The 20,955-nt window shown below is 74.2% G+C and carries 21 protein-coding genes, 1 tRNA gene and 1 pseudogene; 18 read left to right on the top strand and 5 right to left on the bottom strand.

Annotated features, from left to right (window positions below; translation table 11 throughout):
* Positions 1-270: pseudogene (locus F6X68_RS16770) on the top strand (hypothetical protein); the annotation flags it as partial.
* 21 nt (positions 271-291) lie between these two features.
* Here the strand turns inward: F6X68_RS16770 and mdlC are convergent.
* A complete protein-coding gene (gene mdlC, locus F6X68_RS16765; protein WP_151455173.1) occupies positions 292-1,887 on the bottom strand; it encodes a benzoylformate decarboxylase in 1,596 nt (531 codons plus the stop codon).
* Between the two features lie 56 nt (positions 1,888-1,943).
* A complete protein-coding gene (locus F6X68_RS16760) occupies positions 1,944-2,747 on the bottom strand; it encodes an S-methyl-5'-thioadenosine phosphorylase (RefSeq protein WP_151455172.1) in 804 nt (267 codons plus the stop codon).
* A gap of 150 nt (positions 2,748-2,897) precedes the next feature.
* Between F6X68_RS16760 and F6X68_RS16755 the strand changes: the two genes are divergently transcribed.
* Together F6X68_RS16755 and F6X68_RS16750 are read left to right on the top strand one after the other, a co-directional pair.
* Positions 2,898-3,488, top strand: a complete 591-nt coding sequence (locus tag F6X68_RS16755) for a YqgE/AlgH family protein (protein ID WP_151455171.1) — start codon at positions 2,898-2,900, stop codon at positions 3,486-3,488.
* 88 nt (positions 3,489-3,576) lie between these two features.
* Positions 3,577-3,649: transfer RNA gene (locus tag F6X68_RS16750), tRNA-Ala, on the top strand.
* A 70-nt stretch (positions 3,650-3,719) separates the two neighbouring features.
* Here the strand turns inward: F6X68_RS16750 and F6X68_RS16745 are convergent.
* Positions 3,720-4,760 (bottom strand): DUF4034 domain-containing protein, encoded by a 1,041-nt coding sequence (locus F6X68_RS16745; protein WP_151455170.1) that lies wholly within the window; start codon positions 4,758-4,760, stop codon positions 3,720-3,722.
* A gap of 190 nt (positions 4,761-4,950) precedes the next feature.
* On the opposite strand from F6X68_RS16745, the gene F6X68_RS16740 reads away from it, so the two are divergent.
* On the top strand, positions 4,951-5,892 hold the full coding sequence (locus F6X68_RS16740) for a phytanoyl-CoA dioxygenase family protein (protein WP_192581431.1): 942 nt from the start codon (positions 4,951-4,953) through the stop codon (positions 5,890-5,892).
* Positions 5,893-5,905: 13 nt separating this feature from the next.
* On the opposite strand, the gene mgrA is transcribed toward F6X68_RS16740, so the two are convergent.
* A complete protein-coding gene (mgrA, locus tag F6X68_RS16735; RefSeq protein ID WP_305069291.1) occupies positions 5,906-6,901 on the bottom strand; it encodes an L-glyceraldehyde 3-phosphate reductase in 996 nt (331 codons plus the stop codon).
* Between the two features lie 77 nt (positions 6,902-6,978).
* On the opposite strand from mgrA, the gene F6X68_RS16730 reads away from it, so the two are divergent.
* From F6X68_RS16730 to F6X68_RS16695, 8 genes are all read left to right on the top strand, one after another.
* The gene (locus tag F6X68_RS16730; protein WP_151455168.1) at positions 6,979-7,947 is read left to right on the top strand and encodes an aldo/keto reductase; all 969 of its coding nucleotides are present in this window, start codon (positions 6,979-6,981) and stop codon (positions 7,945-7,947) included.
* Between the two features lie 4 nt (positions 7,948-7,951).
* Positions 7,952-8,452 carry a hemerythrin domain-containing protein gene (locus F6X68_RS16725; protein ID WP_151455167.1) on the top strand — a complete coding sequence of 167 codons (501 nt, stop codon included), beginning with the start codon at positions 7,952-7,954 and terminating at the stop codon, positions 8,450-8,452.
* 65 nt (positions 8,453-8,517) lie between these two features.
* Positions 8,518-9,762 (top strand): sensor histidine kinase, encoded by a 1,245-nt coding sequence (locus F6X68_RS34745; protein ID WP_151455166.1) that lies wholly within the window; start codon positions 8,518-8,520, stop codon positions 9,760-9,762.
* Entirely contained in the window at positions 9,759-10,427 is a 669-nt protein-coding gene (locus F6X68_RS16715) for a response regulator transcription factor (RefSeq protein ID WP_151455165.1), read from the top strand. Before F6X68_RS34745 ends, F6X68_RS16715 begins: the two co-directional genes overlap by 4 nt.
* A gap of 77 nt (positions 10,428-10,504) precedes the next feature.
* Complete coding sequence (locus F6X68_RS16710) at positions 10,505-11,581, top strand: hypothetical protein (RefSeq protein WP_151455164.1); 1,077 nt, start codon at positions 10,505-10,507, stop codon at positions 11,579-11,581.
* A gap of 71 nt (positions 11,582-11,652) precedes the next feature.
* Positions 11,653-13,107, top strand: coding sequence for a magnesium chelatase (locus F6X68_RS16705; protein ID WP_151455163.1), 1,455 nt, complete (start codon positions 11,653-11,655; stop codon positions 13,105-13,107).
* A gap of 2 nt (positions 13,108-13,109) precedes the next feature.
* Positions 13,110-15,065, top strand: coding sequence for a VWA domain-containing protein (locus F6X68_RS16700; protein WP_151455162.1), 1,956 nt, complete (start codon positions 13,110-13,112; stop codon positions 15,063-15,065).
* An 85-nt stretch (positions 15,066-15,150) separates the two neighbouring features.
* Positions 15,151-15,615 (top strand): hypothetical protein, encoded by a 465-nt coding sequence (locus F6X68_RS16695; RefSeq protein WP_151455161.1) that lies wholly within the window; start codon positions 15,151-15,153, stop codon positions 15,613-15,615.
* Between the two features lie 66 nt (positions 15,616-15,681).
* Here the strand turns inward: F6X68_RS16695 and F6X68_RS16690 are convergent, their stop codons facing one another.
* Positions 15,682-15,966: a DUF427 domain-containing protein gene (locus F6X68_RS16690; protein ID WP_132233640.1), complete on the bottom strand. Its 285-nt coding sequence runs from the start codon at positions 15,964-15,966 to the stop codon at positions 15,682-15,684.
* Between the two features lie 109 nt (positions 15,967-16,075).
* Here F6X68_RS16690 and F6X68_RS16685 point away from each other — a divergent pair, with 109 nt between their 5' ends.
* From F6X68_RS16685 to F6X68_RS33555, 6 genes are all read left to right on the top strand, one after another.
* A complete protein-coding gene (locus F6X68_RS16685) occupies positions 16,076-17,476 on the top strand; it encodes an FAD-binding oxidoreductase (RefSeq protein WP_151455160.1) in 1,401 nt (466 codons plus the stop codon).
* On the top strand, positions 17,473-18,816 hold the full coding sequence (locus F6X68_RS16680) for a class I SAM-dependent methyltransferase (RefSeq protein ID WP_151455159.1): 1,344 nt from the start codon (positions 17,473-17,475) through the stop codon (positions 18,814-18,816). The genes F6X68_RS16685 and F6X68_RS16680 overlap by 4 nt, the downstream gene beginning before the upstream one ends.
* A gap of 87 nt (positions 18,817-18,903) precedes the next feature.
* Positions 18,904-19,461 carry a helix-turn-helix domain-containing protein gene (locus tag F6X68_RS16675; RefSeq protein WP_151455158.1) on the top strand — a complete coding sequence of 186 codons (558 nt, stop codon included), beginning with the start codon at positions 18,904-18,906 and terminating at the stop codon, positions 19,459-19,461.
* Positions 19,454-20,332, top strand: coding sequence for an SRPBCC family protein (locus F6X68_RS16670; protein WP_151455157.1), 879 nt, complete (start codon positions 19,454-19,456; stop codon positions 20,330-20,332). The genes F6X68_RS16675 and F6X68_RS16670 overlap by 8 nt, the downstream gene beginning before the upstream one ends.
* 93 nt (positions 20,333-20,425) lie before the next feature.
* Positions 20,426-20,659 carry a zinc-ribbon domain-containing protein gene (locus F6X68_RS16665; protein WP_132233650.1) on the top strand — a complete coding sequence of 78 codons (234 nt, stop codon included), beginning with the start codon at positions 20,426-20,428 and terminating at the stop codon, positions 20,657-20,659.
* A gap of 8 nt (positions 20,660-20,667) precedes the next feature.
* Complete coding sequence (locus F6X68_RS33555; RefSeq protein ID WP_192581430.1) at positions 20,668-20,841, top strand: hypothetical protein; 174 nt, start codon at positions 20,668-20,670, stop codon at positions 20,839-20,841.
* The last annotated feature ends 114 nt before the right edge of the window (positions 20,842-20,955 follow it).

Here is a 20,955-nt window from a genome sequence, read left to right as displayed (position 1 = left end):
GGCCTGGTCGGCGCACAGGACGTCCAGTCCGTGAACGGCACCGAGCTGACCTGGCGGCTCGGCGTGGGCACCTGCGACACCGGAATCACCCCGATGGTGCAGGAGCGCGACGACGTCGTGGTGGTGGGCGGCAGTGTGATCCGCGCCACCGGCGTGTGCAACGCGATGCTGAAGATGGAGCCGGTCACCGCCACGCTGAAGGCGCCGCTGGGCGACCGGCCGATCCTCGACGTGCTCACCGGCGCGCCGCTGCGCCTCGCGACGCGCTGACGGGAGCGACCGGGCGGCGGCTCACAGGAGCCGGGGCACCTCGGTGCTGACCGGCACCGGCAGCACCGTCGGGCCGTCGGCGCGCAGGCCGGCGGCCAGGGCGTCGCCGAGCTGCTCCGGGGTCTCCACGACGCTGGCTGTGCAGCCGTAGCCCCGGGCGATCGCGGTGATGTCCAGCCCCGGCAGGTCCAGCCCGGGCACCCCCGGGGTGTCCTTGAATTCGGCGAAGGCCTTCAGGATCGCGTACTGCTGGTTGACCGGCACCACCACGACCAGCGGCAGGCGCAGCCGCGCGGCGGTCCAGAGCGCCTGCACCGAGTAGTGGAACGAGCCGTCCCCGATCACCGCGACCACCGGCCGTCCCCGGCCGGTGTCGCGCTGCGCGAGCGCGATGCCGACCGCCGCCGGCAGGCCGTACCCGAGGCCGCCGCTGGCCATCGTGAAGTACGACCCGGGGCGGGTGGCGCGCAGCCGGCGGCGCAGCGCCGGCAGGCTGGACGGCGACTCCTGGACCAGGATCCCGTCGGCCGGCCAGTGCCGGGCCAGAGCCGCGAAGAGGGCGTCCGGGGCCAACGGCAGCCCGTCCACCGGCGGGGGCGGATCCGGGCGCGCCGGCGGCGCCGGCCGGTCCGCCGCCGGGAGCAGGTCGACCAGGGCGGCCAGGGCCAGCCCGGCGTCGGCGAGCAGGCTGTCGCCCACCGGCGCGCGGGCCGCCTCGTCCGGGTCGTCGGTGACGTGCAGCAGGCGGGCCCCGGCGGGCAGGTGGTCGCCCGGCACGTGCGGGTAGTAGCGGAAGACCGGAGCGCCGACCACCAGCACGGTGTCGTGCCCGTCCAGCGCCTCCGAGAGCGGCCCCATCGCGAACGGGAGCACCCCCCGGAAGTGCGGGTGGTCCTCGGGGAAGGCGGCCCGCTCCGGCGCGGGCGCCGACCAGACCGGCGCGGCGAGCCGCTCCGCCAGCGCCACGGCGGCGGGCCAGCCGTCGGCCCGGTCCACGGCCGCGCCGAGCACCAGCGCGGGCGCGCGGCTGGCGGCCAGCACGGCGGCGAACTCGCGCAGCCGGCGCGGGTCGGGCGCGAACCGGGTCGCCACCGTACGCACCGGCGGTGGCGGGTCGGCCGGCTGCGCCCAGTCGTCGAGGGGCAGCGAGAGGAAGACCGGCCCGGCGGGCGGCTGCACCGCCGTCGCGTACGCCCGCATCAACGCCGCCGGGACGTCCTGCGCGCGGACCGGCTCGTGGCTCCACTTCACGTACGGCTGGGGCAGTTCGGTGGCCCGCCGGCTGGCCAGCCGGGGCTCGATCAGCAGCATCTCCCGGGTCTGCTGGCCGGCGGTGACGATCAGCGGGGTGCGGTTGTGCCACGCGGTGACCAGGTTGCCCATGCCGTTGCCCGTGCCGGGGGCGGTGTGCAGGTTGACGTGCGCCGCCCCGCCGGTGGCCTGCGCGTAGCCGTCCGCCATGCCGACGGCCGACGCCTCGTGCAGGGCGAGCACGTAGTGGAAGTCGTCCGGGAAGTCGCGCAGGAACGGCTCCTCCGTGGAGCCGGGGTTGCCGAAGACCGTGGTCAGGCCGAGGGCACGGAGCAGGTCGTACGTGGTGTCGCGGACCGTAGCCATCGCCCTCAGGCTATCGGGGCGACTCGGGCTATCCGGGCCTTTCGCCGCTCCTCACCTCAGGGGAGCGCGAAGGGCAGGGTGATGCCGTCCAGCGCGTGCCCGCAGGCGCAGTCCCGCTCGGCCGGCAGCGCGGCGACGGCCGCCAGCAGCAGGCCCCGCAGCCGGTCGGTGTTCTCCCCGAAGACCCGGAACACCTCCTCCTGCGTCACCGCGCCGCCGCCCTCCACGCCCGCGTCGAGGTCGGTGACCAGGGCGATCGAGGAGTAGCAGAGGGCCAGCTCGCGGGCCAGCACCGCCTCCGGGTGGCCGGTCATGTTGACCACCGTGCCGCCGATCGAGGCGTACCACCGCGACTCGGCACGGGTGGAGAAGCGCGGGCCCTCGACCACCACCACCGTCCCGCCGTCCACCGCGGGCACGTCCCGGCCGGCCGCGGCGGCCAGCAGCGTACGCCGGCCCGAGGGGCAGTACGGGTCGGCGAAGGAGACGTGCACCGCGCCCCGGTCGTAGTAGGTCTGCGTCCGTCCGCTGGTGCGGTCGATCAGCTGGTCGGGCACCACGAACGTGCCCGGCCCGAGGTCCGGCCGCAGGCCGCCCACGGCGCAGGGGGCGAGCACCTGGCGTACGCCGAGGGAGCGCAGCGCCCAGAGGTTGGCCCGGTAGGGGATCAGGTGCGGCGGGTGGCGGTGGTCCCGGCCGTGGCGGGGCAGGAACGCCACCCGCCGGCCGCTGACCTCGGCGATCGTGACGGCGTCGGACGGCGGCCCGAAGGGCGTCTCCACCACGTGCTCGGTCGCGTTGTCGAGCAACGCGTACAGCCCCGAACCGCCGATCACCGCGAGTTCCGCCGTGGGACCCATCGGCCCTCCCTCGTGTCCGCCGATCTACCGCACGTCAGACCTTAGCCACCGCCCCGGGGGCAAGCTATGGTGCCAGGCATGGCGTTCACAGCGCGGATGACACCGGTGCCCCCGGGCGTCCCGGTCCGGTCGGTCTGACGGGTGTCCGGCATGCAGGGAGAGGGGCAGGCGATCGGCGGGCGGGCGACGGGGTCGATGACCGGGCGGCTGCTGGTCGCGACGCCGGCGCTGAAGGACCCGAACTTCGACCGTACGGTGGTGCTGCTGGTGGCGCACGAGCCCGGCGGCGCCCTCGGCGTGGTGCTCAACCGGGCCACCGAGGTGCCGGTCGCCGAGGTGCTCGGCGACTGGAGCGACCTGGCCCGCGACCCGGCGGTGCTCTTCGAGGGCGGCCCCGTGCAGCCCGACTCGGCGATCTGCCTGGCCCGGATGCGTCACCCGGTGCAGCGGCTCAGGGGATTCCACCAGGTCTCCGGGGCGGTCGGCACCCTCGACCTCTCCGTCGACCCGGGGCCGCTGCGGGAGGGCATCACCGGCATCCGGGTCTTCGCCGGCTACTCCGGCTGGGGCACGGGGCAGTTGGAGCAGGAGATCGAGGACGGCTCCTGGTTCGTGCTGGACGCGCTGCCCGGCGACGCCTTCGTGGACCGGCCGGACGACCTGTGGCCGATGGTGCTGCGCCGCCAGGGCGGCATGATGGCGGCGGTCGCGCACTTCCCGCCGGACGTGGCGCTCAACTGAGCCGCGCCCGGGGTGGGCCCCCGCGAGATGACCATGCGGCGGTCGCTGTGTATAGTTCTGTCGTGCCCGGGTGACGGGGACGAGGCAAGGGGCCGTGGCGCAGCTGGTAGCGCACCACACTGGCAGTGTGGGGGTCAGGGGTTCGAGTCCCCTCGGCTCCACCCTTGTTTTACAGGTCAGCGGCCTGGTCGAGAGCGATTCGACCAGGCCGCTGATTCGTTCTCCGGCCGGTCAGGCGGCGCGGCGGGCGCGGCGGCGGGCCTGCATGAAGGCGGTGTCTCCGCGTACGCCGTCCCACCAGGCCCACGGAACGCCGGTCACGTACCGGCCGATCGAGGCGAAGACCGGCGCGGCGTCGGCGTCGCGGCCGGTGCGCGCCAGCCCGTACGCCAGGATGTTCGCGTCGTTCAGCCAGTCGGCGTGCCGGGTGGCCGGCTGGTGGAACCACCGGGACAGCGCGTTGTCGAGATCCGACTGCATGACCGGGTCCTGCCGCCACCGCTCGCTGACCTCACCGGCGGCGCTGTCCTGGGATGCGCGCTCCTGCTCCCACAGCGCCCACTCGGCGGCGGCCTGTACCGGCAGCACGTGCAGCGGCGAGCCCGCAGGCGCCGCGGCGGCGACCGACCGGGCGAAGCCGAACATCGCCTCGTGCGAGCCGCTCCACTTCCGGCAGTGGTAGGTCAGCTTGAGCATGTGCCCCTCCCGATGCCAGGGGTCGCGCCGGGTCAGCTCACGCCACGTCTCCTCGACGTCCTCCCGTGGCGTGCTCTGGCCGATCATCAGGTCCAACAGGTTCACGTACGGCGTGGGGTCCTCGGGTGCGAGCCGCATCGCCAGATCGTTCACCTGCCGGGCCAGTTGCAGCAGGCGGTTGAACTCGGCCCACTGTTCCGGACGGACGCTGGCGGCCCAGTCCCCGCCGCGCACCTCCCAGGCTCGTGCCATCAGGGACCGGGCACGTACGAGTTGCGCATCCGGACTGGTGGGCGTGCGCGCCGCCCAGCGGTCGGTCCAGGCGGCCGCGGTGTCGACCCGGCCGGTCGCGGGGTCGACCCGGGATCCCAGCCCACCGGCGGTCGATTCGGCCATGACGCGGACGTACCGCGCCCGACGGTCGTGGTCACCTCGGGTGGCAGCCAGAGCCTTCCGGGCGGCTTCGGCGTCGGAGCCGTACCGCGCCTGCGTGCACGCCTCGCGCAGCACGGCGTCGTCCTGCGCCAGGTTCGTATCGATCTGGCGGGTGAGCAGCCGCCACACGGTCGAGATCACAATCCTGGATGGTAGGCGTCGGCTGGCGTCCTTCTCGGGCCCGGACCTGGTCCCCCTCGGGAATAGGGGTCCTGTCGCACAAGTGAGGCGTTGTCGCCCACCGTGCCTTCTGTCACGATCGCCCCACTGGAGGCCTTTCCCCCGCCCGGTGGTTGGGCCCGATCCCGTGCGGCCAGCGAAGGAGCCGATGGTGGACCACCCCCACGCGTTGACAGCCGAGCAACTGGACCAGTTCCGGCGCGACGGGCACCTGATCCTGCGGGGCGTGCTCCCGACCGGGACGCTGGACGCGCTGCACGGCTCGTTCAGCCGCGTCGTCGACCACCTCGCCCGGCAGTGGCAGCAGCGCGGGATGATCACCGAGACCTTCGCCGACCTGCCGTACGACCAGCGCTACCTGCGCCTGATCGAGTCCAGCCAGGTCCGCGTACCGGCCGCCTGGCGGCGGATCCTGGTGGGACGGCCGGTGTACGACCTGTGGCGCACCCCCGAGCTGCTCGGCCCGGTGCGCAGCCTGCTCGGTGACGAGGTCTACGCGCACGGCGTGTGGAACGCCCGGCCGCGCGATCCCCACGGCCGCACCCAGCAGGTCGCCTGGCACCAGGACGCCTACTACTACAAGGGTTGGGACGCCTCGGTCGGGCCGCTGCTGTCGGTGTGGATCCCGCTGGTGCCCGTCGACGAGGACACCGCCTGCCTCCAGTTCGTCACCGGCTCGCACACCCGGGGCTGGATCTCCCGCGACCGCCTGCCCAACGGCGAGTACGGCACGTCGGACGAGGCCGTCGGGGACGGCCCGGTCAGCACCGCCCGGATGGAGCCCGGCGACGTGGTGATCTTCACGGACACCACGCTGCACCGCTCGACGCCCAACGTGTCGGACCGCATCCGGTGGAACATCGACATCCGGTTCGCCCCGGCGGTCGACGAGGTGATCCGGAACTCGCCGCGCGGCTACCGCTGCTTCAGCGCCGCCGACCCGGCACAGGTCGAGTCGTTCGAGGCCTGGGCCGGCCGGTACCGGTACGAGCCGGAGGACCTGCTGACGGAGCTGACGAACTTCGAGGAGGGCTACGACCTCGACGTGCTCAGGGCGTTCTCCCGGGCGTCGCCGTACGCCGACATCTACTGAGGGACGCCGCGCCTCAGCCGAGGTGGCGCTCGATCTCGGCCAGCTCCTCGGCGCCGAGGTCCAGGTCGTCCAGGGCGGCGACGTTCGCCTCCAGCTGCGGCACGCTGCTCGCCCCGATGATCACGCTGGTCATCCGCGGGTCGCGCAGCGCCCAGGCGAGCGCGAGCTGGGCCAGCGACTGGCCGCGCCGCTCGGCGATCGCGCCGAGCGCCCGGATGGTGGCCATCTTCTCCTCGCCGAGGTCGCTCTCGCTGAGGAAGACGCTGGTGCGCACCCGGGAGTCCGCCGGGATGCCGCCCAGGTAGCGGTCGGTGAGCAGGCCCTGGGCGAGCGGGCTGTAGGCGATGCAGCCCGCGCCGACGCGCTCCAGCGTGTCCAGCAGGCCGTCGTCCTCCGTCCAGCGGTTGAGCATCGAGTACGACGGCTGGTTGATCAGCAGCGGCGTACCCAGGTCACGCAGGATCGCGGCGGCCCGCTCGGTCTGCGCGGAGTCGTAGTTGGAGACGCCGACGTAGAGCGCCTTGCCGGCCCGGACGACGGCGTCCAGGGCGCCCATTGTCTCCTCCAGCGGGGTGCCCGGGTCGAAGCGGTGCGAGTAGAAGATGTCGACGTGGTCCAGCCCGAGGCGGCGCAGCGACTGGTCCAGCGAGGAGACCAGGTACTTGCGGGAGCCCCACTCGCCGTACGGGCCGGGCCACATCAGGTAGCCGGCCTTCGTGGAGACGACGAGTTCGTCCCGGTACGGCCGCAGGTCGGTGGCGAGCATCCGGCCGAAGTTCTCCTCGGCGCTGCCCGGTGGCGGTCCGTAGTTGTTGGCCAGGTCGAAGTGGGTCACGCCCAGGTCGAAGGCGCGGCGGACGACGTCGCGCTGCCGCTCGTACGGCCGGTCCGGGCCGAAGTTGTGCCACAGCCCGAGCGAGATGGCGGGCAGCCGCAGTCCGCTGCGCCCGCTGCGCCGGTAGGTCATCTGGTCGTAGCGCTCATCCGCGGCGAGGTAGGTCACGGTCACCGACCCTATCCCCGCCGGTGGCGGGCGTGCGCGGCGAACGGGCCTGCGACAACGGACTGCGGGGTAGTTTCGGGACCATGCGTTTCGTCCCGCTCGACACCCCCAAGCCCCTGTCCAAGATCGGCCTCGGCACCTGGCAGTTCGGGTCCCGGGAGTGGGGCTACGGCCCCGAGTACGAGCGCCGGGCCGCCGACATCGTCCGGCGCGCCGTCGACCTCGGCATCACCGTCTTCGACACCGCCGAGCTGTACGGCTTCGGCCGCAGCGAGCGGATCCTCGGCGAGGCGCTCGGCGACGACCGGCCGAAGGTCGTGATCGCCACGAAGATCTTCCCGCTCCTGCCGGTCGCCCCGGTGGTGCAGCAGCGGGCGGTCGCCTCGGCCGCCCGGCTCGGCGTCACCCACCTCGACCTCTACCAGGTGCACCAGGCCAACCCGCTGGTCGCCGACCACACCACCATGCGCGGCATGCGCGCTTTGCAGGACGTCGGGCTGGTCGGCGAGGTCGGCGTCAGCAACTACGGCCTGCGCCGCTGGCAGGTCGCCGAGGCGGCGCTCGGCCGGCGCGTGCTCAGCAACCAGGTCCGCTACAGCATGGTCGACCGCGGGCCCGAGCACGACCTGCTGCCGTACGCGAAGCAGGCCGGCCGCGTCGTCATCGCGTACAGCCCGCTGGCCCAGGGCTTCCTCTCCGGCCGGTACGACGCGAAGAACCCGCCGAGCGGGGCGGTGCGCCGGGCCAACCCGTACTTCCTACCGGAGAACCTGGAGCGCGGCGCGACGCTGATCGAGACCCTGCGGCAGGTGGCCGACGCGCACGACGCCACGCCCAGCCAGATCGCCCTCGCCTACCTGCTGCGCCACCCGAACGTGCTGGCCATCCCCGGCGCCTCCGGCGTGGAACAGGTCGAACGCAACGCGGCTGCCGCCGACATCGACCTGGCCGACGACGAACACGCCGCGTTGGCCCGCGCGGCGAAGGAGTTCCGCCCGATCACCGGCCTGGCGGCGGCGCCCCGCCTGCTGCGGGCCCGAGCCGGAAGGTGAGCCGATGGACGACATCACCGCGCTGATCCTCGACGACCACGCGGCCTTCCGCCGGGGCTTCGCCCGCCTCGACGACGCCCGCGACGAACACGAGCTGCTGGCGATCTGGGACGCGCTCGCCCTGCACCTGGACGTGCACGCCGAGGCGGAGGAGGCGATCCTCTACCCGCACCTGGTGCGCCACGGCGACGACGGCGAGGCCGAGACCGTCGACGCGATCGGCGACCACAACAAGATCCGCGACGCCGTCGCCGAGTCCAAGCTGCACCCGGTGGGCTCCGACGAGTGGTGGGCGGCGGTGGGTACCGCCCGCCGGGAGAACAGCGAGCACCTCGCCGAGGAGGAGGACGAGGCGCTGCCCGACTTCCGCCGGCACGCGAGCCTCGAGCTGCGGGCCGAGTTGGGCCGCCGCTGGCTGACCTTCCACGGCGAGCACAAGAACGGCCGCGACCTGGCCTTCGCCGACAAGGACCCGCAGCGCTACGTCGACGAACACCGCCGCTGACCGGAACGTCGATCTCCCCGACGCGGGGGAGTCGGCCCGGGGCACGACCGGGACAGAATGGGCGGGTGAAGCCCCGCACGGTCCTCGCCCCGCTGACGGCCGGCAGCACCTGGCGGCGCGGCGTGTTCCTGCTGCTCGGCGGGGTGCTCGCGCTGCCGTACGCGCTGCTGGCGGTGGCCTTCGCCCAGCTGCTGACCCGGTCGGACATCCCCCGGCCGCTGGTGCTGGCGCTGCTCGGCGTCGCGGCGGTCATCGCGGCGGTCCCGGTCTTCCTCGACGGCCCCCGGGCACTGGAGATCGCCGCCGCGCGGACCCTGCTCGGCGTCGACCTGCCGGACCCGGCCCCCGGGCACGTCGCAGACCGGGAGACCCGGCTGCGCTCGGCGCTCTGGATCGGGCTGCACCTGGTCAGCGGCGGGCTGGTGGTGGCCGCCCTGTTCAGCGCCGTGCCGATGGCGCTCGCCTTCATCGGGCAGCAGTTCGGGCTCGACACCGGCGTGACCGGCGGCGACCGGTTCGGGCCGCTCGACGGGCGGGACACCGGCTGGCTGACCCTCGCCGGCGTCGTCGTGCTGGTGGCGCTCGGCTACGCCGTGGCCGGGCTGGGCGCGCTGGCGGTGTCGATGGCCCCGGTGCTGCTCGGCCCGGCCCAGGCGGAACGGATCGCGGCCCTGGAGGCGCGCACGGCCCGGCTCGCCGAACGCAACCGGCTGGCCCGGGAACTGCACGACTCGGTGGGCCACGCCCTCACCGTCGCCACCCTCCAGGCAGGGGCCGCCCGCGAGCTGCTCGACCGGGACCCGGAGTTCGTCCGGCGCGCGCTGGGCGCGATCGAGGAGGCCGGGCGGACCGCCATGGACGACCTGGACCACGTGCTGGGGCTGCTCCGCGAGCCCGACGGCCGGCGGGCCGCGCCGGCGCCGCAGCGTACGCTCGCCGACCTGGACCGGCTGGTGGCCGACACCCGCGCGGCCGGCCTGCCGGTCGAGGCCCGGCGTACCGGCGACCCGGCCGACCTGCCGGCGGCGGTCTCCCGGGAGGGCTACCGGATCGTCCAGGAGGGGCTGACCAACGCGGCCCGGCACGGTCGGGGACCGGTCACGCTGCGCCTCGACGTGCACGCCGACGCGCTGGAGCTGGAGCTGGACAACGCGGTGGGCCGGCGCCGCCGCGGCGACCCGGGGCGGGGCGGCCGGGGCCTGGACGGGATGCGGGAGCGGGTGCTGCTGCTCGGCGGCCGGCTGACCGTCGGGCCGGACGGCGACCGCTGGCGCATCCGGGTGCGACTGCCGTTCGAGGGGACCCCATGACGACCGGAACCGCGACGACCACCGGCGTGCTGATCGTCGACGACGACGAGCTGATCCGGGTCGGGCTGCGGGCCATCCTCGACGCCCAGCCCGACCTGCGGGTGCTCGGCGAGGCCGCCGACGGCGCGGAGGTGCCGCCGCTGGTCGCCCGGCTGCGCCCCCGGGTGGTGCTGATGGACGTGCGGATGCCCGGCATCGACGGCATCCAGGCCACCCGGCGGCTGCTCGCCACCTCCGCCGACCCGCCCCGGGTGCTGGTGGTCACCACCTTCGCCAACGACGAGTACGTCTACGACGCGCTCCGCGCCGGAGCGAGCGGGTTCCTGCTCAAGCGGGCCCGGCCCGCCGAGGTGGTGGAGGCGGTCCGGGTGGTCGCGCGGGGCGAGTCGCTGCTCTTCCCCGCCGCCATCCGCCGCCTCGCCGGGGCGTACGGGGGGCGGGGCGCCGACCGGCTGGCGGCCGCCCGGCTCACCGACCGGGAGGCCGAGGTGCTGCGGCTGATGACCACCGGGCTGTCCAACCCGGAGATCGCCGCGCACCTGGTGGTCGGGGTGGAGACGGTGAAGACCCACGTCGGCAACGTGCTGGCCAAGCTCGGCGTCCGCGACCGCACCCAGGCGGTGATCGCGGCGTACGAGTCGGGGTTCGTCACCCCGTCGGGCTGAGCGTTCCCTCCCGAGGGGGAGCCGGTTCACCGCCGCACGGGAGGGCGGGAGAGGCCCGCCGGCCGAGGCTGGGAAGCATGACGACGACCGAAGTTCCCACCCATCGCCCGGCCCCGGGCCGGCTGGACCGGCTCGCCCCGCTGGCCGCCGGCTGGCTCGGCCTCTGGGGGCTGCTCGCCCTGGTCTCCGCCGTCACCGGTGCCGGCTACCCGTTCGGGGCGAACGATCCGGTCGACGGCGAGGCCAACCTGCTCCGGCTGGTCCCCATCGACGTCGGCGCACCGCTGTTCGCCGTGCTGCTGCTCGGCGCCGCGGTGGCCGCGCTCGCCATGACCGGCCCGGCCCGCCGCCGGGCCCGACCGCTGAACACCCTGCTGTCGGCGTACGCCTGGACTGTCGCGTTCCTGCTCGCCGTCGTCGTGCCGGACGTGAAGGTGCTGGTCATCCTCGGCTACCTCCCGATCCTGATCGTCGGCGCGCCGTTCGGCTGGCCGCCGGTGGACTACGCCGACGTGTTCACCTGGGCGCTGTTCGCGCGGTGCGCGGCCATGGTCGGCGGGGTGCTGCTGGCCGGGGCGGTGCTGCGCTGGCAGCGGCGTACCGCGGGCGCCTGCCCGACGTGCGGGCGCGACGGCGCCGACCACGGTTGGACCTCGCCCGACTCGGCCGCCCGCTGGGGGCGCGTGGCGGCCTGGACCGCGGCCACCGTTCCCGCCCTGTACGCCCTCACCCGGCTCGCCTGGGCGGTCGGCGTCCCGCTGGGCATCGAGCGGTCGTTCCTCGACGAGATGCGCGACTCCGGGCTGGTCTGGGCGGGCGCCGGGCTGGGCGGCTTCGCCCTGGTGGGCGCCGTCCTCACCCTCGGGCTGGTGCAGCGGTGGGGGGAACGGTTCCCGCGCTGGATGGTGGGCCTGGCCGGGCGGCCGGTGCCGGTCGGGCTGGCCGTCGTCCCGGCGACGCTGGTCGCGGTGGCGGTCACCGCGGCGAGCCTCGGCCTGCTCGCCACCCCCGCCTTCTGGGACTTCTCCGCCGGGCTCAGCCTGGCCACCGCGCCGATGCTGCTCTGGCCGGTCTGGGGCGTCGCGCTCGGCGCCGCCACGTACGCGTACCACCTGCGCCGCCGGGGCACCTGCCGGAGCTGCGGACAGGGCTGAGGCGTACCCCCGGCGGGGGTGCCCGGTCGACGGACCGGGCGCCCCCGCTCCCGTGAGCTAGCGTTGGTCGGGTGACTGCGCCTTCCCCGGTTACCCCGGCACCTCCGGCCGACCTGCCCGGCACGCTCGGCGAGCTGCGGGCGGCCGGCCACGCGTACCGCACGGTCAAGCAGGAACTCCGCGACAACCTCCTGGCCCGGATGCGCTCCGGCGCCGACCGCTTCCCCGGCATCGTCGGCTACGACGACACGGTGCTGCCCGAGGTCGAGCGCGCCCTGCTCGCCGGGCACGACATGGTGCTGCTGGGCGAGCGGGGCCAGGGCAAGACCCGGCTCATCCGCTCGCTCGTCGGCCTGCTCGACGAGTGGACCCCGGTGATCGCCGGCTCGGTGCTCAACGAGCACCCGCTGCACCCGCTCACCCCCGGCTCGCGGGCGCTGGTCGCCGAGGCCGGCGACGACCTGCCGGTGGCGTGGCTGCACCGCTCGATGCGCTACGGCGAGAAGCTGGCCACCCCGGACACCAGCGTCGGCGACCTGATCGGCGACGTCGACCCGATCCGGATCGCCCAGGGGCGCACCCTCGGCGACCCGGAGACGATCCACTTCGGCCTCGTCCCGCGTACCAACCGGGGCATCTTCGCCGTCAACGAGCTGCCCGACCTGGCCGAACGGATCCAGGTGGCGCTGCTCAACGTGCTGGAGGAGCGGGACATCCAGGTCCGCGGCTACCAGCTGCGGCTGCCGCTGGACCTGTTCCTGGTGGCCAGCGCCAACCCGGAGGACTACACCAACCGGGGCCGGATCATCACCCCGCTGAAGGACCGCTTCGGCGCCGAGGTGCGTACCCACTACCCGGTCGACCTCGACCTGGAGCTGGCCCTGATCCGGCAGGAGGCCGACCTGGTCGCCGAGGTGCCGGAGCACGTGCTGGAGGTCCTGGCGCGGTTCGCCCGCGCGGTGCGCGAGTCGCCGTCGGTGGACCCGCGTTCGGGAGTCTCCGCCCGGTTCGCCATCGCCGCCGCCGAGACGGTCGCCGCCACCGCGCTGCGCCGCGCCGGCCTGCTGGCGGCCACGGAGCCGGCTGACGGGGTACGCCCGGAGGCGGCGGTCGCGCGGGTGGGGGACGCGGTGTCGGTGACCAGCACCCTGCGCGGCAAGGTCGAGTTCGAGAGCGGCGAGGAGGGCCGGGAGGTCGAGATCCTCGGCCACCTGCTGCGGACCGCGACCGCCGAGACGTTCCGGGCCCGGCTGGCGGGGCTGGACCTCTCCGGGTTCACCGCCCTCGTCGACGAGGACGCCGTCATCGAGACCGGCGAGCTGGTCGGCTCCGCCGAGCTGCTGCGCCAGGTGGGCACCGTGCCCGGCCTGGCCAAGGCGCTGGACCGGCTCGGGTTGGGCGACGCGCCCACCCCGGAGCAGGTCGCGGCCGGCGTGGAGTTCGTCCTGGAAGGGCTGCACCTGACCCGCCGGCTCGGCAAGGACGTCACCGACTCCGGCCGGACCCGCTACGGCGGCCGGGCCTGAGCATGGCCGGCGACCGGTTCCGGTACGGGCAGTGGCGGGGCGGCCCCGACCCGCTCGCGCCTCCGTACGACGTGCGGGGGGCGGTGGACGCCGTCGGCGCCGAGGTGCTGGCCGGCGGCAGCCTCCGGGAGGCGCTGCGGGACCTGCTGCGGCAGGGGCCCCAGGGGCGCGGCGGCCTCGACGACCTCGCCGCCCGGGCCAGGCGGCTGCGCCGGGAGGCGTTGCGCCGGGGCGACCTGGACGGGGCGGTCACCCGGGCCCGCGCCCTGCTCGACCAGGCGCTCGCCGCCGAGCGGGACGAGCTGCGCGGGCGCGACGGCGACGACGCGCGGTTCGCCGAGGCGGTGCTGGACAACCTGCCCCGCTCGACGGCCCGCGCCGTGGAGGAGCTGACCGGGTACCGGTGGAGCAGCGACGAGGCCCGCCGGACGTACCAGCGGATCCTCGACGGGCTGCGCGACGACGTGCTCGGTCAGCGCTTCGCCGGGCTGCGCGACGCGGTGCGCGCCTCGGCGGACCCGGCCGCGCAGCAGCGGCTGGCCGAGATGATGCGCGACCTCAACGACCTGCTGGCCCGGCACGCCCGGTCGGAGGACACCACCGACGCCTTCGCCGAGTTCATGCGCCGGCACGGCGCGTTCTTCCCCGAGCAGCCGGCCGACGTCGACGAACTGGTCGACGTGCTGGCCCGGCGCTCCGCCGCCGGTGAGCGGCTGATGCGCTCGCTCTCCGACCGCCAGCGCGAGGAGCTGGCCGGCCTGATGCGGCAGTCGCTCGGCGACCGGCTCGCCGGGGAGCTGTCCGCGCTGGACGCCAACCTCCGGGCGCTCCGCCCCGACCTGCACCGGGGCCCGGGCGAGCGGGTGCGGGGCGAGCGGCCCCTCGGCTACGGCGAGGCCGCCGGCGCGCTCGGCGAGATCGCCGAGTTGGACGAGCTGCTGGACCAGCTCGACCAGGAGCATGCGGGCGCCACCCTGGACGACGTCGACGTCGACGCGGTGGCCCGGACGCTGGGCCGCGACGCCGCCGACGACGTACGCCGGCTGCGGGAGCTGGAGCGGGAGCTGCGCCGGCAGGGTTGGGTGAGCCGGGACGCCGACGGGCTGACCCTGAGCCCGAAGGCGCTGCGCCGGCTCGGCGGCACGGCGCTGCGGCGGGTCTTCGCGGACCTGACGGCCGGGCCGCGCGGCCAGCACGACCTGCGCTCGGCGGGCGCCGCCGGCGAGGTCAGCGGCGGATCGAGGCCGTGGGAGTACGGCGACGAGCAGCCCCTGGACGTGGTGCGGACGCTGACCCGGGCGGTCCGCCGCGCCGGCTCCGGTGTGCCGGTCCAGCTGGCCGTCGAGGACTTCGAGGTGGTGGAGACCGAGCGGCGGGCCTCGGCGGCGGTGGTGCTCTGCGTCGACCTCTCCTACTCGATGATCTCCCAGGGCCGGTGGGGCCCGATGAAGCAGACGGCGCTGGCGCTGGCGCACCTGATGGCCACCCGGTTCCCCCAGGACGCGTTGCAGATCGTCGGCTTCGGCCTGGAGGCGCTGCCGCTGACCCAGCAGGAACTGGCCGCCGTCGAGCCGGACCTGCGGCAGGGCACGAACCTCCAGCACGCGCTGCGGCTGGCCGCCCGGCACCTGCGGCGGCACCCGGACGCCGAGCCGGTGGTGCTGGTGGTCACCGACGGGGAGCCGACCGCCCACCTGGACCCGGACGACGGGGAGGCGCTGTTCCACTGGCCGCCGCTGCCGGAGACGATCGCGGCGACCGTGGGCGAGGTGGACCGGCTCACCCGCTACGGCGCCACGCTCAACCTGTTCATGCTCGGCGATGATCCCGGCCTGCGCCGCTTCGTCGACGCCGTGGCCCGCCGCTCGAAGGGCCGCATGTTCACTCCCGACCTGGAGGATCTCGGCGAGTACGTGGTCTCCGACTACCTCCGCACCCGGCAACCCCGCCGTCGCTGACCTGGCGGATTCGACGGGCCCCTTCCGGGTGAACCGTCCGCGGGAACTCCGGGCCGGACAGCGTGGGCCGGGATTGACTGGGGACATGGACAGCGGGGCGTTGCGGGGGGCGTACGCGGAGGTGCTCGCGGAGGTCGAGGCGGGTGGGTTCGCGGCGCCGCCGGCCGGGCAGTTGAGCGCCGAGCAGATCGTCGCGCACCTCGCCGCCAACGACGAGCTGATGACCGAGGCGACCGAGGCGGTCATCGCGGGCTCGCCGTTCGCGTACTACGACCTGGAGACCATCCACCGCCCGCAGGTGGACGCGCTGGTCGTCGAGTGCGGCGGGCTGGCCGGGCTGGCCACCCTGCTGCGGGCCACCAGCCAGAAGCTCTGCGCGCTGACCGAGCGGCTCGGCGCGGCGGCGCAGACCCCGGTCGAGACCCACCTGCGGGAGGGGTTCGACCTCGTCGTAGACGAGTCGCTGCCCTGGGGCCGCACCCTCGACCTGCACGCCCGCGTCCACCTGCCGAAGCACCTGGCCCAACTGCGCATGCTCCGCGCCGGCTGAACCGCCGCTGGAAGCAGGTCGGGAACTGCGCCGACCCGGGCGAGCGGAGTGGGCCGGCGGCCCCCGTCAGTCGACGACCCGGACGTCCTTCCAGAAGGCGACCCGGTCGCGGACCATCTCCGCCTCCGGCTTCGGTTCGGGGTAGTACCAGACCGCGTCGGCGCTGGTCCGGCCGTCGTGTTCCAGCGTGTAGTAGGACGCGGTGCCCTTCCACGGGCAGACGGTGTGCGTGTCGGACTCGCGGAGCAGGTCGTCGCGCAGGGCGGCGCGCGGGAAGTAGTGGTTTCCCTCGACCAGCACGGTGTCGTCGCTCTCGGCCACGACCAGGTCGTTCCAGACGGCTCTCGGCATGGTTCCCACGCTATGTCGCCGGCCCGGCGGCGGCCAGTGCTCCGACCACGTCGCGGACGCACCAGTGGACGTCCCCCGTCACGAGGGCCACAGCGCGTACAGTGATCGCATGTGTGCGGTCCGTGTGGATCATCATCCGGTCGACCACGACGGTGCGGTGGCCCAGTTGCGACGGTCCTACGCGGCGGTGCCCGCGGGCGCGCCGGTGCGGCTGGCCAAGCGCACCTCCAACCTGTTCCGTCCCCGGTCCGCCCCCAGCGCGCCGGGCCTGGACGTCACCGGGCTCACGGGCGTGCTCGCCGTGGACCCGGTCGCCCGCACGGCCGACGTGCAGGGCATGTGCACCTACGAGGACCTGGTCGACGCGACCCTGCCGCACGGGCTGATGCCGCTGGTCGTGCCGCAGTTGCGCACCATCACCCTCGGCGGGGCGGTGACCGGTCTCGGCATCGAGTCGACCTCGTTCCGCAATGGCCTGCCGCACGAGTCGGTGGTCGAGATGGACGTGCTCACCGGGGCCGGCGAGATCGTGACCGCCCGCCCGGAGGGGGAGCACGCCGACCTCTTCGCGGCGTTTCCCAATTCGCTGGGCAGCCTCGGCTACGCCACCCGGCTGCGCATCGAACTCCAGGCGGTACGCCGCTTCGTGGCCCTGCGCAACGTCCGGTTCACCCGGCTGGAGGCGCTCGCCGACGCGATCGCCGAGGTCGCCGCGACCCGGTCCTGGGCGGGGGAGGCGGTGGACGCGATGGACGGGGTGATGTTCAGCCCCGGCGAGGCGTACCTGGTGCTGGGCGCCTTCACCGACGACGCGCCGCCGGCCAGCGACTACACGGGACAGGACATCTACTACCGCTCGCTGCGCCGGCGCACGCACGACGCACTGACCACGTACGACTATCTCTGGCGCTGGGACACCGACTGGTTCTGGTGTTCGGCGGCGTTCGGGGTGCAGCACCCGGTGCTCCGGCGGGTCTGGCCGGCGCGGTGGCGGCGCAGCGACGTCTACCACCGGTTGGTCCGGTGGGAGCACCGGCACGGCGTGGCCGCCCGGATCGACCGCCTGCGGGGCCAGCCGGCGCGCGAGCGGGTGGTGCAGGACGTGGAGATCCCGCTGGAGCGGATGGCCGGGTTCCTGCGCTGGTTCGCCGGCACCGTCGGGATGACCCCGGTCTGGCTGTGCCCGTTGCGGCTGCGTGAGCCGTCCGGTCCCGGATCGGCCCGGGCCTGGCCGCTCTATCCGCTCCGGGCCGGGCAGAACTACGTGAACGTCGGCTTCTGGGGCAGCGTGCCGATCGCGTCGGGGGCCGCCGACGGCGACGTCAACCGGGCGATCGAGCGCATGGTGTCGGAGTCGGGGGGCCACAAGTCGCTCTACTCCGACGCGTACTACGACCGGGAATCCTTCGACCGGCTCTACGGCGGCGCGACGTGGCGCGCGGTGAAGGACCGTTACGACCCGGACCACCGGCTCACCGGACTGTACGAGAAGGCGGTAGCGAGAGCATGAGCCTGACCGATCGAGACCAGGGGGCGGCGAGCGCTCCCGCCAGCCCGCCGGCGGGGAGCCGGCGCCTGGGTCCGACCGTGGCGGACGTCGTCCGCGCGTTGACGACCGGCGCCCTGCCGGTGCGGGTCACCGGGTACGACGGCAGCGCGGTCGGCCCGGCCGATGCCGGCATCACCCTGTCGATCCGTTCCGAGCGGGGCCTGACGTACCTGCTCACCGCCCCGGGCGACCTGGGCATGGCCCGGGCGTACGTCGGCGGCGACCTGGCGTTGCAGGGGGTGCACCCGGGCGACCCGTACGAGGCGTTGCGGGTGCTCAAGGACGAGCTGCGGCTGCGTACACCGTCGCTTGCCGAGGGGCTGGCCCTGGTGCGCGGGCTGGGCTGGGAGCGGCTGATGCCGCCGCCGCCCCCGCCGCAGGAGGCGCTGCCGCGCTGGAAGCGTGTGGTGAACGGGCTGCGGCACTCCCGCACCCGGGACAGCACCGCGATCTCCCACCACTACGACGTCTCGAACGCCTTCTACGAGAAGGTGCTCGGCCCGTCGATGACGTACACCTGCGCGCTCTTCCGCTCGCCCGACGACACGCTGGAGCAGGCGCAGGCGGCCAAGTACGACCTGGTGGCGCAGAAGCTGGCGCTGAAGGCCGGGATGCGGCTGCTCGACGTGGGCTGCGGGTGGGGCGGCATGGTCCGGCACGCGGCCCGCGAGTACGGCGTGAAGGCGCTCGGGGTGACCCTGTCCCGGGCGCAGGCCGAGTGGGCCCGGGCGGCGATCGAGCGGGAGGGGCTGACCGGCCTGGCCGAGGTGCGCCACCTCGACTACCGGGACGCGCCGCGCGAGCAGTTCGACGCGGTCTCCTCGATCGGCCTGACCGAGCATGTCGGGGTGCGCCACTACCCGGCCTACTTCGGGGCCCTGCGGGACCGGCTGCGGCCGGACGGGCGGCTGCTCAACCACTGCATCACGCGGGCCGACAACCGCGCGCCGCACCGGTCGGGCGCGTTCATCGACCGCTACGTCTTCCCCGACGGGGAGCTGGCCGGCCCGGGGCGCCTGGTCAGCGAGATCCACGACGTCGGGTTGGAGGTGCAGCACGAGGAGAACCTGCGGCTGCACTACGCGTTGACGCTGGCCGGCTGGTGCCGCAACCTCGCGGCGCACTGGGACTCCTGCGTCGCCGAGGTGGGGGCCGGCACGGCGCGGGTATGGGGCCTCTACATGGCCGGGTCCCGGCTGGCGTTCGAGCGCAACGGCATCCAGCTGCACCAGGTGCTCGCCACCCGCCTCGGTCCGGAGGGGGCGAGCGGCTACCCGCTGCGCCCCGACTGGCTGCCCTGACCGCGTCCGACAGCCGCGCCGTCCGCCGGCGCGGCTGTCGCCGAAGCTATTGACAAACAAATTTTGTACGTACAAACTGATTTTGCCATGAGAGACGTCCTGTACCTGGAACAGATCGAGCAGGCCGAGGTCCTGCTCAAGCCGCACCGCGTCGAGGTGCTGCGACAACTGGCCGAGCCGCGCACCTGCACCGAGGTCGCCACCCGGCTGGAGCAGACGCCGCAGCGCGTCTACTACCACGTCAAGCAGCTCGTCGCCGCCGGGCTGGTCGAGCTGGTCAACGAACGCAAGGTCCGGGGCATCACCGAGGGCATCTACCAGGCCGCCGCCCGGTCCTACTGGCTGTCCCCCCGGCTGGTCGGCCGGATCGGCCTGCGCCGGGCCCGCGACGAGCTGAGCCTCGGCTACCTGCTGGACCTGATGGAGGAGGTCCAGGAGGACATCGCCGGGCTCGACCGTGCCGCCCCCGAGCTCCCCTCGGTCGGGGTCGCCGGCGAGATCCGGGTGCCGGCGGAGCTCCGCCAGCAGTTCCTGCACGACCTGCAGAGCACTCTGCAGGACCTGTTCACCCGCTACGGGGGCGCCGAGGGCGACGCCTTCAAGCTCGCCGTGGCCTGCTATCCGAAGGGGAAAGAACGTGACTGAACCGATGAGGCTGCCCGTCCGTCTCGCCGCGCCGGCCGAGGCCGTCCGCCGCGCCCTGACCGACCCGGCCGAGCTGCGCGTCTGGCTCGCCGAGCACGCCGAGGTCGAGCTGCCGCGACGGTACGAGTTCTGGGGCCGCCACACCCCGGAGGGCGACGCGCCGCACCAGCGGCTGCTACACGTCGACGACGACACGCTGCGCTTCGCGTGGCTGCTCGACGGGGTGGAGACCACCACCGAGTTCGCCCTGCGCGCGGAGGGCCCCGGGACGACGATGCTGACGCTGACCCAGAGCCACTTCGACTTCGCCGAGGCGATGAGCGGCAGCACCATCCGGGGCGTGCTCCAGACGTTCTGGAGCCTGTCGCTCGCCAACCTGGCCGCCCACCTGGCGGGGCAGTCGCTGCTGCCGAAGGTCGACTTCGCCTCCGCCGAGATGCGCGGCGAGCTGCTGATCGACGCGCCAGCGGCGAAGGTGTTCGAGTCGCTGACCGACTCCGAGCAGGCCAGCGCCTGGTTCGGCTACCCGATCGGCATCGAGCCCTGGGTCGGCGGCCGCTACGCCATGGGCGGCTTCGAGCACGGCTACGCGGCCAAGGTCGTCGACCTGGAGCCGGGCCGGAAGCTGTCGGTGGACTGGGGGCCGACCGGCGTCAGCACCTGGGAGCTGGCCGAGTCGCAGGGGAAGACGAAGCTGACCTTCGTGCAGTCCGGCTTCGACGAGCAGAACCCGCCGTACGGGGCGTGGGCCGGGTCGGTCTCGTCGCTGTTCGAGCTGCGCCGGTTCCACGAGATGAAGGACTGGCAGCCGATCTGGCTCCCCGCTGAGGTGCCGGGCCTGGAACCCGAGCCCGCGAAGGCGACGAGCTGACGCACGCCCCCGGGGCGCGCTCCAGCCGGAGCGCGCCCCGGGCCGTCGAAAGTCGCAGGTGATAGTCGGGCGACTCGTGGGTACTGGGGGGCGATGTTCTTCATCTTCGGGCTCCGCACCAAGGTCAGCCAGTCCGGCGTGGTGCAGCAGGTCTGCCGCAACTGCCACAACCAGGCCGCGCAGGTGATCACGCGCCGATCGACGAAGTTCAGCCTGTTCTTCGTGCCGCTCATCCCGATCCGCACCCGCTACGTGCAGCAGTGCACCTTCTGCGGCGCCCAGTACGACATCTCCCGGTCGGAGGCCGAGCGCCTCCCGGTCGGCTGAGCCCACCGATGGCCCGTTTCCTCTGCTGGCTGATCGGCCGGCAGCCCGCCGTGCCCGCGCCCGTGCACACCGTCTCCCGGCCGCCGTGCACCCCCGGCCGCCGCCGTCGTCGCCGCGACCGCCGGCCGCTGGCCGGCACCGCCCTGCCCCGTTCGCCCTGGAACCGCTCCGCCGGGCGCTGACCGATTCGTGATCCGCCGAGGCGCGGCGGACTGGTGGGACCGTGCCAGGATGTGGCGGTGTCGTACCCCCCTCATGCGTCGTACCCGCACATGCCAGGCCCGGTGACGCCGATG

It is taken from the genome of Micromonospora sp. AMSO12t (genome assembly GCF_008806585.1).
Classification (GTDB): Bacteria; Actinomycetota; Actinomycetes; order Mycobacteriales; family Micromonosporaceae; genus Micromonospora; species Micromonospora reichwaldensis.
This window is presented reverse-complemented; position numbering and strand designations above follow the sequence as displayed.